The organism is Janthinobacterium sp. GW823-FHT06H09 (assembly GCF_058794735.1).
On sequence record NZ_JBXAHC010000009.1, the window covers coordinates 20,592 to 35,539 of the forward strand.

The following is a 14,948-nucleotide window of genomic DNA, read 5'->3' on the forward strand; positions in this document are numbered from 1 at the left end:
TTTTTGAGTTATAGGGCGCAATAATCACATGCAATCGTTATAAAAAGAACTAACCATTTCTCATTTGCTTAGATGGATTTTGCATACTTGCCGGCAGAATCCATGGGCGAAAAAAAACGCACCGGACAGGTGCGTTTTTTGGGTGTCACTTGAGAAACCCCTGTGAAATACCGGGGTCGGACCCTCAGGGTCCGACCTCAGAACTTGCTTCTGGGGTACATCAGCAACTGACCCCGGAATTACTTGTTGGGCTGCGGCGTGAGGCGCAGATATGGCTTGGCGGCCGTAAAGCCCTTCGGATATTTCTGCTTGATCACGTCCGGGTCTTGCACGGTCAGTGGAATGATGACGTCGTCGCCATCGTTCCAGTTGCCGGGCGTGGCCACCGTGTAGCCGTCCGTCAGCTGCAGGGCGTCGATGACGCGCAGGATTTCATTGAAGTTGCGGCCGGTGCTGAGCGGATACGTGAGGATCAGCCGCACTTTCTTGTTCGGGTCGATGATGAAGACGGAGCGCACGGTGGCCGTGACGGACTGTTCCGGGTGGATCATGTCGTACAGCACCGACACTTTCTTGTCGACGTCGGCGATGATGGGAAAGCCCACGACCGTATTTTGCGTCTCTTCGATATCCTTGATCCAGCTCTTGTGCGACTCGGCCGCGTCCACGGACAGGGCGATGGCTTTCACGTTGCGCTTGTCGAATTCCGGCTTGAGCTTGGCCGTCAGGCCCAGTTCCGTCGTGCACACGGGGGTAAAGTCGGCCGGGTGGGAAAACAGCACCACCCAGGAATTGCCCGCCCACTCGTGGAACTTGAGCGGACCGATCGAGCTGTCTTGTTCAAAATCAGGGGCGACATCGCCCAGGCGTAAAGTCATCGTGATCTCCTTCAGAAGTTGTGTGGCGAAGATGTTCATCGTATCAGGCTGCCTGACGGTGGCGCTTGTCGCTTTGTGCCAGATCAAACAGTGTTTGCAGCTGCGCCTGGCCGTAGACCCAGTCACCAAGGCGCGACTCGGCGTTGATATGGCCCAACGCACCGCCATCAATATACTTGCAATTCCAGCGCCGCGCCCACTGCGCCGCGTGTTCGGCCGTCATCCACGGGTCCGTCTGGCTGGCGATCAGGATGCCGGGGCAAGGCAGCCGCTTTTGCGGCAATGCCTTCGCCACGCCAAACTTGTCGGGGTCGGCCGGCCCCACCAGCAGCACGCCGGCCACGCCCTGCGGGTCGCGCGCCAGGCTGTGCGCCGTCGTCAGGCAGCCGAAGCTGTGGGCGACGATCAGGGTCGGGCGCGCATCCTGCCGCCGAACCTGGTCCAGGCGCGCCGACCAGGTGGCCAGGTCGGGCGTGTTCCAGTCATCCTGCTCGACCCGCTCGAATTGCGGATACAGGCGCTGCCAGCGGCTCTGCCAGTGCTCGGGACCGCTGTTATGCAAGCCCGGCACGATCAGTACCCGGTAATCGGAAAAGCTGCGCAGCGCCATGATGGTTCCTTTTAGTAACGGTCTGGCAATCGTGCCATCCGGTATTACTTAGGCTGGTAGATCTGGTCGAAGATGCCGCCGTCGGCAAAGTGCGCCTTCTGTGCCGCCGTCCAGCCGCCGGCCACCTGCTCGATGGTGAACAGGTTGACCTTGGCGAACTGCGACGCGTATTTCTTTGCCGCCTTGTCCGTTGCCGGACGGTAGTAATTCTTGGCGATGATGTCTTGCGCCTCGTCCGTGTACAGGTAGTTCAGGTAGGCCTCGGCCACCTTGCGCGTACCATGCTTGTCGGCAAACTTGTCGACGACGGCCACGGGCGGCTCGGCCAGGATGCTGACGGACGGCGTGATGATGTCGAACTTGGTCGGGCCCAGTTCCTTGACGGCGAGATACGCCTCGTTTTCCCAGGCGATCAGCACGTCGCCGATACCGCGTTCGACGAAGGTGGTGGTGGCGCCGCGCGCGCCGGAATCGAGCACGGGCACGTTTTTATACAGTTTGCCGAGGAAATCCTTGGCCTTCGCTTCGCTGCCGCCCGGCTGGCGCAAGGCATAGCCCCAAGCTGCCAAGTGGTTCCAGCGGGCGCCGCCCGAGGTTTTCGGATTCGGCGTGATGACGGACACGCCAGGCTTGATCAGGTCATTCCAATCCTTGATGCCTTTCGGGTTGCCCTTGCGCACCAGGAAGACGATGGTCGAGGTGTAAGGCGAGCTGTTGTGCGCCAGGCGCTTTTGCCAGTCGGCGGCCAGCAGCTTGTGCTCGGCCAGCGCGTCGATGTCATAGGCCAGGGCCAACGTCACCACGTCCGCTTCCAGGCCGTCGATGACGGCGCGCGCCTGCTTGCCGGAGCCGCCGTGCGATTGCTTGATCTTGACGTTGTCGCCCGTCTTGCCTTTCCATTCCTTGGCAAATGCCGTATTCACATCCTGGTACAGCTCGCGCGTCGGGTCGTACGACACGTTGAGCAGGGTGATATCGGCAGCCTGCGCCGTTTGCAGAATGGCAAACGCGCTGATGGCAGCGGCAATGATGATTTTTTTCGACAGCATCTAAGATCCCCGTATGGTTGAACTTTCAGAGCCACCAGATTACGTCGCCTCAGCCGCAAAGAGAACGAAGCGTTTCGCCGTTTGATATGCGATTTTCGCATATGGACGGCGCGCAACGGGGATTTAGTGCTTAATAGAAGCGGTTGAACAGCACCACGGACCATGTGGCAAAGGCCAGGATGCAGGTCAGCAGCACGGCGGCGCTGCCGAAGTCCTTGGCGTTTTTCGACAGCGGATGGCGCTCGAGCGAGATGCGGTCGACCACGGCTTCGATTGCCGAATTGATCAGTTCGACGATCAGCACCAGCAGCAGCACGCCGATCAGCACCAGTTTTTCAAAGGCGGAGATGCGCAGCAGCAAGGCGATCACGGTGCCGACGACGAACAGGCCCAGCTCCTGGCGGAACGCGTGTTCATGGCGCCAGGCCGCCTTCAAGCCGTCGAGCGAGTAGAAAAAGGCGGAAAAAATCCGTTTCAAGCCGCTTTTGCTCTTGAATTCATTGACAGGTTGCATAGTTTTCCATGGTTCAAAGTCCATCCAGCCGCCAATTATGACGGCCAACATGAGAATTGTGACAATTTATTCGCTGAATATCTCGGAACATTTCACTATTTTTTCACATCATGGTATAAAGATGCATGAATACTGCATTGCACCAAATCCATCATGAAAATTGAACCGGTCGCAGCCCCAAAAACGACGATCCAGGTGATCGAACGCATGATCGCCCTGCTCGATGCCCTGGCCAAATATTCGGACCCGGTCAGCCTGAAGGAATTGTCGAAAGTGTCCGGCCTGCACCCCTCGACGGCGCACCGCATCCTCAACGACATGGTGCTCACACGCTTCGTCGACCGCATCGAACCGGGCACGTATCGGCTGGGCATGCGCCTGCTGGAACTGGGCAATGTGGTGAAAAGCCGCCTCAGCGTGCGCGAAGCGGCGCTGGATTTCATGCGCCAGCTGCACAAGAAAACCCAGCAAACGATCAACCTGTCCGTGCGCCAGGGCGACGAGATCGTCTACATCGACCGCGCCTTTTCCGAGCGCTCGGGCATGCAGGTGGTGCGCGCCATCGGCGGCCGCGGCCCGCTGCACCTGACATCGACGGGCAAGCTGTTCCTGTCCGTCGATGAACCGAAAGCCATCCGCGCGTATGCCACGCGCACGGGGCTGGCCGGGCACAACAAGAATTCCATCACGGATCTGCAAAAGCTCGAGCGCGAGCTGAGCCTGGTGCGCGAACGCGGCTATGCGCGCGACAATGAAGAGCTGGAACTGGGCGTGCGCTGCATGGCCGCCGGCATCCGCGACGATTCGGGCAAACTGATCGCCGGCCTGTCGATCTCCGCCCCCGCCGACCGCCTGCAGGATGAGTGGCTGGTGGACCTGGTGGAAACGGCGAATCAGATTTCCGTCACACTGGGTTTTATTCCACAGGACTAAAGCTGGGGTCAGTCTTACAAGATCGGAATTTCCTCCGTTGAGGAAATTCCCCCGGCGGGTCTGACCCCAGTCGACGCCGCCATGGACATTCGCAGTAAACTTAATTAACCGCCGGGCAGGCTCATGTTGGCGGGTTTGAGTGCCTCCAGCCACTTGCGCATGCGTCCCGCATCGGCCGTGCGCGATTGTTTCCCCTTGGAATCGAGGAAGACCATGATCACGGCCCGTCCTTCGATGACGGCCTGCATCATCAGACAACGTCCCGCCTCATTGATGAAGCCCGTCTTTTGCAAGCCGATTTCCCAGCCCGGATTCGCCACCAGATGATTCGTATTGCCAAACTGCATAGGCTGGCCGCTGGCTTCGACGATGGCTTTCGGGTCCGTCGAGTACTCGCGCAGCAGCGGATGGCGGAAGGCGGCCATGGCCAGCTTGCCCAGGTCGCGCGCGCTGGCCACGTTCATTTTCGACAAGCCGCTGGAATCGACGTAATGCGTATCCATCATGCCCAGCTGGCGCGCCTTGCTGTTCATGGCGTCGACAAACGCCGGCAAGCCGCCCGGATAATTGCGGCCCAGCGCCGAAGCGGCGCGGTTTTCCGAGCTCATCAGCGCGATGTGCAGCATATTCGCGCGCGTCAATTGCGAGCCCACTTTCAGGCGCGAGCTGCTGAACTTGGCGCGGTCGACGTCCTCGTCCGTGATCGTCAGCACTTCGTCCATATCCTGGCGCGCTTCGACCACCACCAGGCCCGTCATCATCTTGGTGATGGAGGCGATGGGCAGGGCGACATTCGAATTCTTTTCAAACAGCACTTCCGAATTGTTCTGGTCCAGCACCAGCGCCACGCTCGACTTGAGATCGAGCGGATCGCGCGTGAGGTTCAGGCCCGCCAGGTCGCCCATGGTCGGCATCGGGGCGGCCATGGGCACGGCCACGCTGCTGACTTTTTGATAGATGACCTTGCGTTTGCCGCGCACCATGACGACCCGGCGCACGCTCTTTTCGCGTGGCGCGGCCGTTGCGCCCTTGCGCAGCACGATCTTGATTTTCTTGGTGTTGTGTTTCTTGGAGGCTGAGGATTTGCCGTTCGCTTCCCTGGCGTGCACGGCCGCAGCCGGCGCCAATGCAAACAGCAGGGAAGCCAGGATACCCAGCGCAAGTTTAAACTTAGCCATTCGATAATTCCCCGTGAAGCTGTTGCCTTATTGCAGTGTAGCGAAATGCAGAGTATTCGCAAGCCTATTTAACAGTTACGACAGTATTTATTGCAGCACTGAAATACAAATCGTTGGCGATCAGCAAACAAGCTCATCTTTGAGCGGCTGTTTGCCGGCGTCCATCGCCAGCAATGTCTATTTGTCCATGAATTTAACAAAACCGGCCAGCGGCTCGCGTTCCGTGCTCAGGCGGTTTTCGATCTTGTCCGGGTCGGCATAGCCGAGGGCCATGCCGCATACCACCATTTCGCTGGCCGGTACGCCCAGCTCGTCGCGGATGATGTCATGGTAATGGATGAAGGCCGCTTGCGGGCACGTGTCGAGTCCCCGCGCGCGCGCCGCCAGCATGATATTTTGCAAGAACATGCCGTAATCGAGCCAGGAACCCTGTTCCAGCACCCGCTCGATGGTAAAGATCAGGCCCACGGGTGCATCGAAAAACTGGAAATTGCGTCCATGCTGGGCCGCCATGCCGGCCGTGTCGCCCCGCTCCAGCCCCAGCAGCTGATACAGGTCCAGGCCGATCTTGCGGCGGCGCTCGATGAACGGCGCCGTCCACTGGCGCGGGTAATAGGTATACGACGCCGTGCGCGCGGGCGCATCGGGTGCCTTGGGCTCGGCATACGCGGCCAGGATGCGGCGCGACAGGCGCAGGCGCGCTTCGCCCGACAGCACGTAGACTTTCCACGGCTGCATATTGGCCCCCGAGGGCGCGCGCGCCGCCACTTCCAGGATGCGCGCGATATCGTCCTGCGCCACCGGCGTGGGTAAAAAGGCGCGGATCGAACGGCGCGACAGGATGACGCTATCGACGGCTTGCTGCGCCGCCTGTGTTTCAGATACTGGCTTGCTCACTGCGCTGCTCCCTGCTATTTCTTGACTACAAACACCACACCGACCACGGCCACCAGCATGCCGGCGATGCCCAGCATATTAAAGGCTTCGCCAAACATCAGCCAGGCCATCACGGCGGTCGTGGGCGGCGTCAGGTACAGCAAACCCGTCACTTTCGTCGCGTCGCTGCGGCGGATCAGGGCGAACAGCAGGAAGATGGCGCCGATCGACAGCACGAGTACCGACCACAGCAAGGCGCCAATAAAATTCGCCGTCCATTGGACGTTGCTGAAATGCAAGTCCAAGCCTTCGTAATACAAGGCGAATGGCAAGACCACGACGATGGAAGCGGCAAACTGCACCACCGTGCCGGTGCGCAAGTCGAACTGCGGACAGTGGCGTTTTTGATACATGGTGCCGGCCGTCATCGACAGCAGGGCGAACACGCACAGCAGCACGCTTTCCACCGTCAGGCCCACGAGGTTGATCTTCGCGTAGACGACCAGGGCCACGCCCAGCAAGCCAAAGAACAGGCCCAGCCACTGACGCGGGCGCACGGATTCGCCGATCAGCGGCGCGGCGCAGGCCGTCAGCACGGGTTGCATGCCGACGATCAGGGCCGACAGGCCAGCCGGCATGCCCAGCTTGATGGCGCACCAGACGCCAGCCAGGTAGCCAGCCTGCATCAGGATGCCGGCCACGGCGATCTGGCGGAACTGCCCCACTGGCCACGGCGCGCGCAACAGCAGCACCAGCGGCAGCAGGATCACCAGCACGCCCAGGAAGCGCAGCAGCAAAAAGGTCAGCGGCGGTGCGTACGGCAAGCCGAACTTGGCCACGATAAAACCTGTGCTCCATAACAACACGAAGAAACCAGGCAAGGCCATCGGTGCCAGGGTCGTCAGGAAAGGGGTTTTGGAGGCTTTGCCGCTGGCGCCAGCCGCGGCGGGAAGATTGGACATGGTATCAACTCGGGAAACAGGATCGGCACCGGAGAGCTGCGCCAGTGCGGGAGGCAAAGTCTAGCATGCTGCGCCGCGATCGTCCCCGCAGCCATTGGAAATGATAGTTTAGACATAAACCATTGACACGTAGAAATCAAATATTTCTCTTTAGAAACAATGACTTTTGATGCAAATCTATTCAATTGTTGCATCGCACAAGAAACGCTTGACTTCGTTTTTTTTCGCCGTAGAATAGGGTTTGTTGCGTTGCACAATTCTTGTTCAGCTTGAAAAATTTAGATTCACCTGCTTTCCCAAACGGTACACGCAGCATCAAATTAACCAGATTTCGATTTTTTGGAGATTTATATGTTTTCAATTCCTGAGCAATTTTCGTCCGCTACCAAAGCCAACCTGGAAGCCCAATTCGCCCTGTTCTCGTCGCTGACGGGCAAAGCCTTCGAAGGCATCGAAAAGATCGTCGAACTGAACCTGACCGCTGCCAAGGCAACGCTGGAAGAATCGACCGCCGCCGCCAAGCAATTGCTGTCGGCAAAAGATCCACAAGAATTCTTCTCGCTGAGCGCTGCTCAAGCCCAGCCTAGCGCCGAAAAAGCCATCGCTTACGGCCGTCACCTGGCTGCCATCACGTCGGGCACGCAAGCCGAGTTCAGCAAAGCTGCTGAAACGCAAATCGCTGAAACCAACCGTAAAGTCCTGTCCCTGGTGGAAGAAGTCACCAAGAACGCGCCAGCCGGTTCGGAAAACGCCGTTGCCATCCTGAAAAGCGCCATCGGCAACGCCAATGCAGGCTACGAGCAGTTCTCGAAAACCAGCAAGCAAGCCGTCGAAGCCATCGAAGCGAACCTGACCTCGGCCGTGAACCAGTTCACGCAAGCGGCTGAAAAAGTCGTTCCGCGCGCTGCCGCCAAGTAATTCCTGCGCGACCGCCACGGCGGTCCGCTAAGTAATCCTCGGGGGTTACTTTAGTACCAGCTCCTCCAGGCATCCATCCCGCACTTCCCTGACGGATGCCATTATGCCCCAGCCCTGCTGGGGCATTTTTTATGCGCTTTTACTTTCCCGCCCTTACTCTCCCAGATACGCCGCCTTCACGCGCGGATCGTCGAGCATGGCCGCCGCATTGCCGCCCATGGTGACCAGGCCGGAATCCATCACATAGCCGCGGTGCGCCGCCTGCAGGGCCAAACGGGCATTCTGTTCGACCAGCAAGATCGTGATGCCTTCGGACGACACCTTGCGGATCACCTCGAAGATTTTCTCGACCATGATGGGCGACAAGCCCATCGACGGCTCGTCGAGCAGCAGCAGCTTCGGATGGCTCATCAGGGCGCGCGCCATGGCCAGCATCTGCTGCTCGCCGCCCGACAGGGTGCCGGCCATCTGCGCCGCCCGCTCCTTGAGGCGTGGAAACACGTCGAACCACTTGGCAATGTCATCTTCGACACCAACCTTGTCCGTGCGCGTGTAGGCGCCCATCATGAGGTTTTCGCGGATCGACATGCGGGTAAACACGCCCCGCCCTTCCGGCACCATGGCCAGCTTCCTTTCCACCAGGTGAAACGACTTCGTGCCCTTGAGCGATTCGCCCAGGTAACTGATCGTGCCTTCGATCTTGCACGCAGGCAAAGTGCCCGTGATGGCTTTCAAGGTCGTCGTCTTGCCGGCGCCGTTCGCGCCGATCAGGGCGATCAGCTCGCCCTGGTTGACTTCCAGGTCGATGCCTTTCACTGCCTTGATGCCGCCGTAAGCCACGTGCAGGCCCGCCACCTTCAATATATTGCTCATGCGTGCGATCCCCCCAGATAAGCCTCGATGACGGCCGGGTTTTGTTGTATTTCGGCCGGCAAGCCTTCCGCGATGCGCTTGCCATACTCGAGCACCGTGATGCGGTCGCACAGTCCCATCATCAGTTTCACGTCGTGCTCGATCAACAGCACGGTCTTTCCTTCAGCCTTGATTTTCACCAGCAACTCGCGCAGGGCCAGCTTCTCCGTGGCATTCATGCCGGCCGCCGGCTCGTCGAGTGCCAGCAGTTGCGGGTCGGTGGCCAGCGCGCGGGCGATTTCCAGGCGCCGTTGGTCGCCGTACGACAAGAAGCGCGCCGTGCGGCTGGCGAACTGGGCGATGCCGACGAAATCGAGCAGCTCCATCGCCCGCTTGCGGATCGATGCTTCTTCCTCGCGCGCCGCCTTGTGGCGGAAGATGGCGCCGAACACGCCCTGGTGCGAGCGCACGTGGCGCCCCACCATGACGTTTTCCAGCGCCGTCATGTCGCCAAACAGGCGGATGTTCTGAAACGTGCGCGCGATGCCCGCCTTGGCCACCTTGTGCGGCGCGGACGGCGAATACGGCTTGCCGGCCAGCTCGAAAGTGCCCGTGTCGGGCTGGTACAGGCCCGTGATCACGTTGAAGAAGGTCGTCTTGCCGGCACCGTTCGGGCCGATCAAGCCATAGATCTGCCCTTGTCGGATGGTAATGCCCACATCGGTGAGCGCCTGCAAGCCGCCGAAACGTTTATTTACGCCAGCGATATTGAGAATGATCTGTTCGCTCATGCTATCCCTCCCTTACGCGGACACGACGCCGGTGGATTTGTTGGGCTGGTCGACATCGTGGTCGGGCCGGTCTTCGTGCTTCGGCGATGGCCACAAGCCGGCGGGACGTATAAGCATAATAAGTACCATGGCCAGACCGTACAGCAACTGGCGCAAGACTTCAGCGTCGATGATGATCTCGCCAAACAGCGCCTTCTGCGCCGGCTCGACGACATGGCGCAACACTTCGGGTATCGAAGCAAGGATCACGCCGCCGAGGATCACGCCAGGGATATGGCCGATGCCGCCCAGCACGACCATGGCCAGCACGGCGATCGATTCCGTCAAGGAGAACGATTCCGGCGCGACAAAGCCCTGGAACGAGGCGAACATGGCGCCCGCCACGCCGCCGAACGAGGCGCCCATGGAAAAGGCCAGCAATTTGACGTTGCGCGTATTGATGCCCATGGCCTTGGCGGCGATCTCGTCTTCGCGGATGGCCACCCAGGCGCGGCCCAGGCGCGAATGCTGGAGGCGCTTGGTGACGAACACGACAGCGATGCACAGGAAGAGAAACAAAAAGTAATAGGCGTTCACGGACGGCATGGAAAAACCGGCCACCGTCACGGTGCTGTTGGTGCCCGCCTCGCCCGCCAGGTTGACGCCGAAGATGCGGATGGGGTCAACCATGTTGATGCCTTGCACGCCATTCGTGAAATTGATGGGCTCATTCAAGTTGCCCATGAAAATACGGATGATCTCGCCAAAGCCCAGGGTCACGATAGCCAGATAGTCGCCGCGCAACTTGAGCGTTGGCGCGCCCAGCAGGGCGCCGAACAGACCGGCCACGGCAGCGGCCAGGGGCACGATGATCCAGATCGACAGGTGGACGCCGTTTTCGCGGATTTCCGGCCCCATCAGTTGCACCAGGGTTTCACCCAGCACGGGATACTGATTTACCACCGATTCGAGCAGGATGGCGAACTGGGGCGACGCCAGCAAGGCCGTCAGGTAGGCGCCCACGGCGTAGAAGGCGATGTAGCCGAGGTCGAGCAGGCCGGCAAAGCCGACGACGATGTTCAAGCCCAGGGCCAGCATGATGTACAGCAAGGCCATGTCGACGATGCGCACCCACGAATTGCCGAACTGGGCGGCAAAAAACGGGAACACCATCAGCAGCGCGGCCAGGCCCAGCATGCCGGCGTAGGCTTTGGTCGGATTTTTCTTAGCGTCAAAATCGAGTAGTGCCATGATGGTCAACTCCTTGTTTTTATGGATGACGTCAGGCGCGGTCGGCCACGCGTTCGCCCATGATGCCGGACGGGCGCAGGGTCAGCACGATGATCAGCACGATGAAGGCAAAGATATCCTGGTAATTGCTACCGAGGAAACCAGCGGTGAGATAGGCGATATACCCGGCACCAAGGCTCTCGATGAGGCCCAGCAGGATGCCGCCCAGCATGGCGCCATAGATATTGCCGATGCCGCCCAGCACGGCCGCGCAAAATGCCTTCAGCCCGGGAAGCGCTCCCATCGAAAACTTTACCGAGGCATAGTTGGCGCCCCACATCACGCCCGCCACGGCGGCCAGCGCGGCGCCAATGGCGAACGTGGCGACGATGACCTTGTCGGAATCGACACCCATGAGGCCCGCCACGCGAGGATTCTCCGCCGTGGCCCGCATGGCGCGGCCCATCTTGGTTTTCTCAATAAGTAAGACCAGGGATCCCATGGAAATGGCGGCCAGGGCCAGCAGCAATACTTGCGTTTGGGAAATAACAGCGCCACCGATGTGCAGCGGGTCGGTCGACAGCAACTGGGGAAATGGCAGCGGATTGCGCGTCCAGATCATCATGGCGAAGGTTTGCAAGAGGATGGAGACGCCGATGGCGGTAATCAGGGGGGCAAGGCGGGGGGCGTTACGGAGGCGGCGGTAGGCGACCCGCTCGATGATGATGTTGACCAGAATACAAATGGGAATGGCGCCGAGGATGGCGGTGGCCAGTTTCAAATAGCCGGGCCAGTCCGGCACATAAATGCCCAGCAGCTTGAGAATGGTCAAGCCCACCATGGCGCCGATCATGAGCACATCGCCGTGGGCGAAGTTGATCAGGTTCAGCACGCCGTACACCATGGTGTAACCGAGGGCGACTAAGGCATACATACTGCCCAACACCAAGCCGTTGATGATTTGCTGGATGAATGTATCCATGGTCAGATTGCCCTATCAAATATGCATTTTTCGGGAACAACTTCCACCAGAACATGTCGCTGATACAAAAACGGCACCGGAGGAAGAAATCCTGCAGTGCCATCCCTGGACCGTTCTCACCAGCATGGTGCACGCACTCAAAACGCGCGTGACCTTGCTTAGTCATAACGACAACATATTCAAGCTTGAGGCAATCATAACGATCTTTTGCAAAAACTAAACTTGGAATAAATCGATCATTTCCGAATTAAATTCTGTTTTGAGGTGGCTATTTCATTGATACTCAATCGTCCCGCAGGCTCAGGCGACGTCGCGCTTGATGCCATCGAGGCCTTTCGGCATCGGGAACGTGACGGCTTCCTGCACGCCATCGAGGGGGCGCACGCTCTTCACGCCGCACTCCTTCAAGCGGTCGATGACGGCTTGCACCAGCACCTCGGGTGCCGAGGCGCCAGCCGTCACACCCACGCGCAGCTTGCCTTCCAGCCAGGCGGGGTCGATCTGCGAGGCATTGTCGACCATGTAGGCAGGCGTGCCCATCTTCTCGGCCACTTCGCGCAAGCGGTTCGAATTCGAGCTGTTCGGGCTGCCCACAACGATCACCACTTCCACTTGCGGCGCCATGAATTTCACGGCTTCCTGGCGGTTCGTGGTGGCGTAGCAAATGTCGCCTTTTTTCGGCTCGGCGATATTCGGATATTTCGCTTTCAAGGCCGCAATAATGTCGCTAGTGTCGTCAACTGACAACGTTGTTTGCGAAACATAGGCCAGGCTCTCCGGATTGGCGACCTGCAATTTCGCCACATCTTCGAGCGTTTCCACCAGATGCATGCCCATATCGGCCTGGCCCATCGTGCCTTCCACCTCGGGATGGCCGTCGTGGCCGATCATGATGATCTCGCGGCCTTCGCGGCGCATCTTGCCCACTTCCATGTGCACCTTGGTGACGAGCGGGCAAGTGGCGTCAAAAATGCTCAGGCCGCGCGATTCCGCCTCGGCGCGCACGGCTTTCGACACGCCATGCGCGGAAAACACGAGCGTATTGCCAGCAGGCACGTCGTCGAGGTCATCGATGAAGATGGCGCCCTTGTTGCGCAAGTCGGCCACCACATAGGCGTTGTGGACAATTTCATGACGCACGTAGATCGGCGCGCCAAATTGCTGCAAGGCGCGCTCGACGATTTCGATCGCCCGGTCGACGCCAGCGCAGAAACCGCGGGGCTGGGCCAGTAACAGTTCTTTATCCATCGCTATTCCTTACAGGACCGAAATGAGCTTGACTTCAAAACGCAACGGCTGGCCCGCCAGCGGATGGTTGAAATCGAACAGGGCGGAGTCCTCACGCATTTCGCGCAGCACGCCGGCAAAGCGGCCGCCGCCCGGCGCGGCGAAGTCGACCAGGTCGCCGATCTTGTAGTCGGCGCCCGGCACGGAGTTTTCGTCCAGGGTCGCGCGCGAAACGGACTGCACCAGCTCGGGATTGCGCTCGCCAAAGCCTTCGCCGGCCGCCAGCTCGAACGTCTGGTGCGTGCCTTCAGGCAAGCCCAGCAGACGCTGCTCGAGGAATGGCGCCAGCTGGCCCTGTCCCAGCATCAAGGTAGCAGGATTTCCGCTGAAGGTAGTGACAATATCAGTACCGTCAACAGTAGCAAGACGATAATGCAGGGTGAGGTAAGCCGCTTCGGTGACGACTGCTGGTTGCTCGTTGGACATAGTAGTTTTCAGGTAACTGGTGCAAAACGATATTGTAAGCCACACTGGCCGCGCCTGCCCCATGGCTTCGTCAAAGAAGGCCACACTGGGGCGCGCGCCGGTGCCAAACAGGAGAACAGCATGGGCATCAAGGATTGGCCGGCCGGCGAACGGCCGCGCGAACGCCTGATCGAGGATGGCGCGCAATCGCTGTCGGACGCGGAATTGCTGGCCGTCTTCCTGCGCACGGGCGTGCGCGGCAAGAGCGCCGTCGAGCTGGCGCGCGACACGGTCGAGCACTTCGGCTCCCTGCGGGGCCTGTTCGGCGCCAGCCTCGTGAGTTTTTCCGCCGTGCACGGCATGGGCAGCGCCAAGTTCGCGCAGCTGCAAGCGGTGCTGGAACTGGCGCGGCGCGCCATCATCGAGGACTTGCAGGCGGGACAAGCCCTCAATTCGCCGCACGCCGTCAAAGACTATTTGCGCCTGACCCTGGGCAACCTGGCGCATGAAGCGTTTCACGTGTTGTTTTTGGACGTCAAGAACCGCCTGATCACGACACAGGAAATGTTTCGCGGCACCCTCACCCACACCAGCGTGTATCCACGCGAAGTGGTGAAACAGGCGCTGCTGCACAACGCGGCCAGCGTCATGCTGGCCCATAACCACCCGTCCGGCACGCCGGAACCGAGCGAGTCGGATCTATTACTGACGCGCGCGCTGGCGCAAGCCCTGTCGCTGGTGGACGTGCGCATCCTCGACCATTTCGTCGTGGCCGGGCGGCAAGTGCATTCGTTTGCGGAGCACGGCCAGATCTAAGCCGGCGCCAGCCGATTCACAGTTAACCATGTGTAAACAAGGACATACGTGACAGCAGAGGGACTGTTATCTAGCAGTAAACGACGCGGCTTACCAGCGGCTGCCCTATGAAGAATAGGCAGACGCCAAATTGTTAAATTTTTTCAATACAACATGACACAATTGTTTTTCGCAAGTCATTGATAAATCTGCTTATTTTGGATATACTCTCGTTTTTCCAATTTGGAATATCTTTAAGGAGTGCGCCATGGCACGTGTTTGCCAAGTCACTGGGAAGAAGCCGATGGTCGGCAACAATGTTTCCCATGCAAACAACAAAACCAAACGTCGTTTTTTGCCTAACTTGCAGAATCGTCGTATTTTTGTTGAATCTGAAAACCGCTGGGTCTCCCTGCGTTTGTCCAACGCCGGTCTGCGCGTCATCGATAAAGTCGGCATCGACGCCGTATTGGTCGATATGCGCGCTCGTGGCGAAAAAGTCTAATTAGCAGAATAAGGGAGCTATCATGGCAAAATCAGGCCGCGACAAAATCAAGTTAGAATCGACCGCCGGTACGGGTCACTTCTACACGACTACCAAAAACAAGCGTACGACGCCTGCGAAAATGGAGATCATGAAATTCGATCCTAAAGCACGCAAGCACGTCACGTACAAAGAAACCAAAATCAAGTAATTGATCTTGTGTTC

The 14,948-nt window shown here is 59.2% G+C and carries 18 protein-coding genes; 5 read left to right on the forward strand and 13 right to left on the reverse strand.

Annotated features, from left to right (window positions below; translation table 11 throughout):
• Window positions 1-239: 239 nt before the first annotated feature.
• The 4 genes from AC1Q6X_RS16565 to AC1Q6X_RS16580 form a co-directional block, all read right to left on the reverse strand.
• Entirely contained in the window at window positions 240-878 is a 639-nt protein-coding gene (locus AC1Q6X_RS16565; protein ID WP_070224512.1) for a peroxiredoxin, read from the reverse strand.
• 43 nt (window positions 879-921) lie between these two features.
• The gene (locus AC1Q6X_RS16570) at window positions 922-1,488 is read right to left on the reverse strand and encodes an RBBP9/YdeN family alpha/beta hydrolase (RefSeq protein WP_326456402.1); all 567 of its coding nucleotides are present in this window, start codon (window positions 1,486-1,488) and stop codon (window positions 922-924) included.
• 44 nt (window positions 1,489-1,532) lie between these two features.
• A complete protein-coding gene (locus AC1Q6X_RS16575) occupies window positions 1,533-2,537 on the reverse strand; it encodes a sulfate ABC transporter substrate-binding protein (RefSeq protein ID WP_070224510.1) in 1,005 nt (334 codons plus the stop codon).
• Between the two features lie 130 nt (window positions 2,538-2,667).
• Complete coding sequence (locus tag AC1Q6X_RS16580) at window positions 2,668-3,051, reverse strand: diacylglycerol kinase (protein ID WP_070224509.1); 384 nt, start codon at window positions 3,049-3,051, stop codon at window positions 2,668-2,670.
• Between the two features lie 153 nt (window positions 3,052-3,204).
• On the opposite strand from AC1Q6X_RS16580, the gene AC1Q6X_RS16585 reads away from it, so the two are divergent.
• Window positions 3,205-3,984, forward strand: a complete 780-nt coding sequence (locus AC1Q6X_RS16585; protein ID WP_492497844.1) for an IclR family transcriptional regulator — start codon at window positions 3,205-3,207, stop codon at window positions 3,982-3,984.
• A gap of 104 nt (window positions 3,985-4,088) precedes the next feature.
• Here the strand turns inward: AC1Q6X_RS16585 and pbpG are convergent, their stop codons facing one another.
• From pbpG to AC1Q6X_RS16600, 3 genes are all read right to left on the reverse strand, one after another.
• Complete coding sequence (pbpG, locus tag AC1Q6X_RS16590; RefSeq protein WP_492401898.1) at window positions 4,089-5,162, reverse strand: D-alanyl-D-alanine endopeptidase; 1,074 nt, start codon at window positions 5,160-5,162, stop codon at window positions 4,089-4,091.
• Between the two features lie 177 nt (window positions 5,163-5,339).
• Complete coding sequence (locus AC1Q6X_RS16595) at window positions 5,340-6,059, reverse strand: nitroreductase (RefSeq protein WP_492497845.1); 720 nt, start codon at window positions 6,057-6,059, stop codon at window positions 5,340-5,342.
• A 14-nt stretch (window positions 6,060-6,073) separates the two neighbouring features.
• Window positions 6,074-7,000 (reverse strand): DMT family transporter, encoded by a 927-nt coding sequence (locus AC1Q6X_RS16600; protein WP_409027992.1) that lies wholly within the window; start codon window positions 6,998-7,000, stop codon window positions 6,074-6,076.
• A 351-nt stretch (window positions 7,001-7,351) separates the two neighbouring features.
• On the opposite strand from AC1Q6X_RS16600, the gene AC1Q6X_RS16605 reads away from it, so the two are divergent.
• Window positions 7,352-7,918: a phasin family protein gene (locus AC1Q6X_RS16605; RefSeq protein ID WP_070224506.1), complete on the forward strand. Its 567-nt coding sequence runs from the start codon at window positions 7,352-7,354 to the stop codon at window positions 7,916-7,918.
• A gap of 153 nt (window positions 7,919-8,071) precedes the next feature.
• On the opposite strand, the gene AC1Q6X_RS16610 is transcribed toward AC1Q6X_RS16605, so the two are convergent.
• The 6 genes from AC1Q6X_RS16610 to AC1Q6X_RS16635 form a co-directional block, all read right to left on the reverse strand.
• A complete protein-coding gene (locus AC1Q6X_RS16610; protein ID WP_070289244.1) occupies window positions 8,072-8,791 on the reverse strand; it encodes an ABC transporter ATP-binding protein in 720 nt (239 codons plus the stop codon).
• Entirely contained in the window at window positions 8,788-9,561 is a 774-nt protein-coding gene (locus AC1Q6X_RS16615; protein WP_034747484.1) for an ABC transporter ATP-binding protein, read from the reverse strand. The genes AC1Q6X_RS16610 and AC1Q6X_RS16615 overlap by 4 nt, the downstream gene beginning before the upstream one ends.
• Before the next feature lie 12 nt (window positions 9,562-9,573).
• Window positions 9,574-10,791 carry an ABC transporter permease subunit gene (locus AC1Q6X_RS16620; RefSeq protein ID WP_230502517.1) on the reverse strand — a complete coding sequence of 406 codons (1,218 nt, stop codon included), beginning with the start codon at window positions 10,789-10,791 and terminating at the stop codon, window positions 9,574-9,576.
• 31 nt (window positions 10,792-10,822) lie between these two features.
• Window positions 10,823-11,752, reverse strand: coding sequence for a branched-chain amino acid ABC transporter permease (locus tag AC1Q6X_RS16625; protein ID WP_492497846.1), 930 nt, complete (start codon window positions 11,750-11,752; stop codon window positions 10,823-10,825).
• Window positions 11,753-12,052: 300 nt separating this feature from the next.
• Window positions 12,053-13,000 (reverse strand): 4-hydroxy-3-methylbut-2-enyl diphosphate reductase, encoded by a 948-nt coding sequence (gene ispH / locus AC1Q6X_RS16630; protein ID WP_070224502.1) that lies wholly within the window; start codon window positions 12,998-13,000, stop codon window positions 12,053-12,055.
• Window positions 13,001-13,009: 9 nt separating this feature from the next.
• Window positions 13,010-13,465, reverse strand: a complete 456-nt coding sequence (locus tag AC1Q6X_RS16635) for an FKBP-type peptidyl-prolyl cis-trans isomerase (protein ID WP_070224501.1) — start codon at window positions 13,463-13,465, stop codon at window positions 13,010-13,012.
• A 120-nt stretch (window positions 13,466-13,585) separates the two neighbouring features.
• On the opposite strand from AC1Q6X_RS16635, the gene radC reads away from it, so the two are divergent.
• The 3 genes from radC (at window position 13,586) to rpmG (ending at window position 14,934) form a co-directional block, all read left to right on the forward strand.
• Window positions 13,586-14,260, forward strand: a complete 675-nt coding sequence (radC, locus tag AC1Q6X_RS16640; protein ID WP_070224500.1) for a RadC family protein — start codon at window positions 13,586-13,588, stop codon at window positions 14,258-14,260.
• 247 nt (window positions 14,261-14,507) lie between these two features.
• Window positions 14,508-14,744: a 50S ribosomal protein L28 gene (gene rpmB, locus AC1Q6X_RS16645; RefSeq protein WP_010400928.1), complete on the forward strand. Its 237-nt coding sequence runs from the start codon at window positions 14,508-14,510 to the stop codon at window positions 14,742-14,744.
• A gap of 22 nt (window positions 14,745-14,766) precedes the next feature.
• The gene (gene rpmG, locus AC1Q6X_RS16650) at window positions 14,767-14,934 is read left to right on the forward strand and encodes a 50S ribosomal protein L33 (RefSeq protein WP_010400929.1); all 168 of its coding nucleotides are present in this window, start codon (window positions 14,767-14,769) and stop codon (window positions 14,932-14,934) included.
• Window positions 14,935-14,948 lie beyond the last annotated feature (14 nt).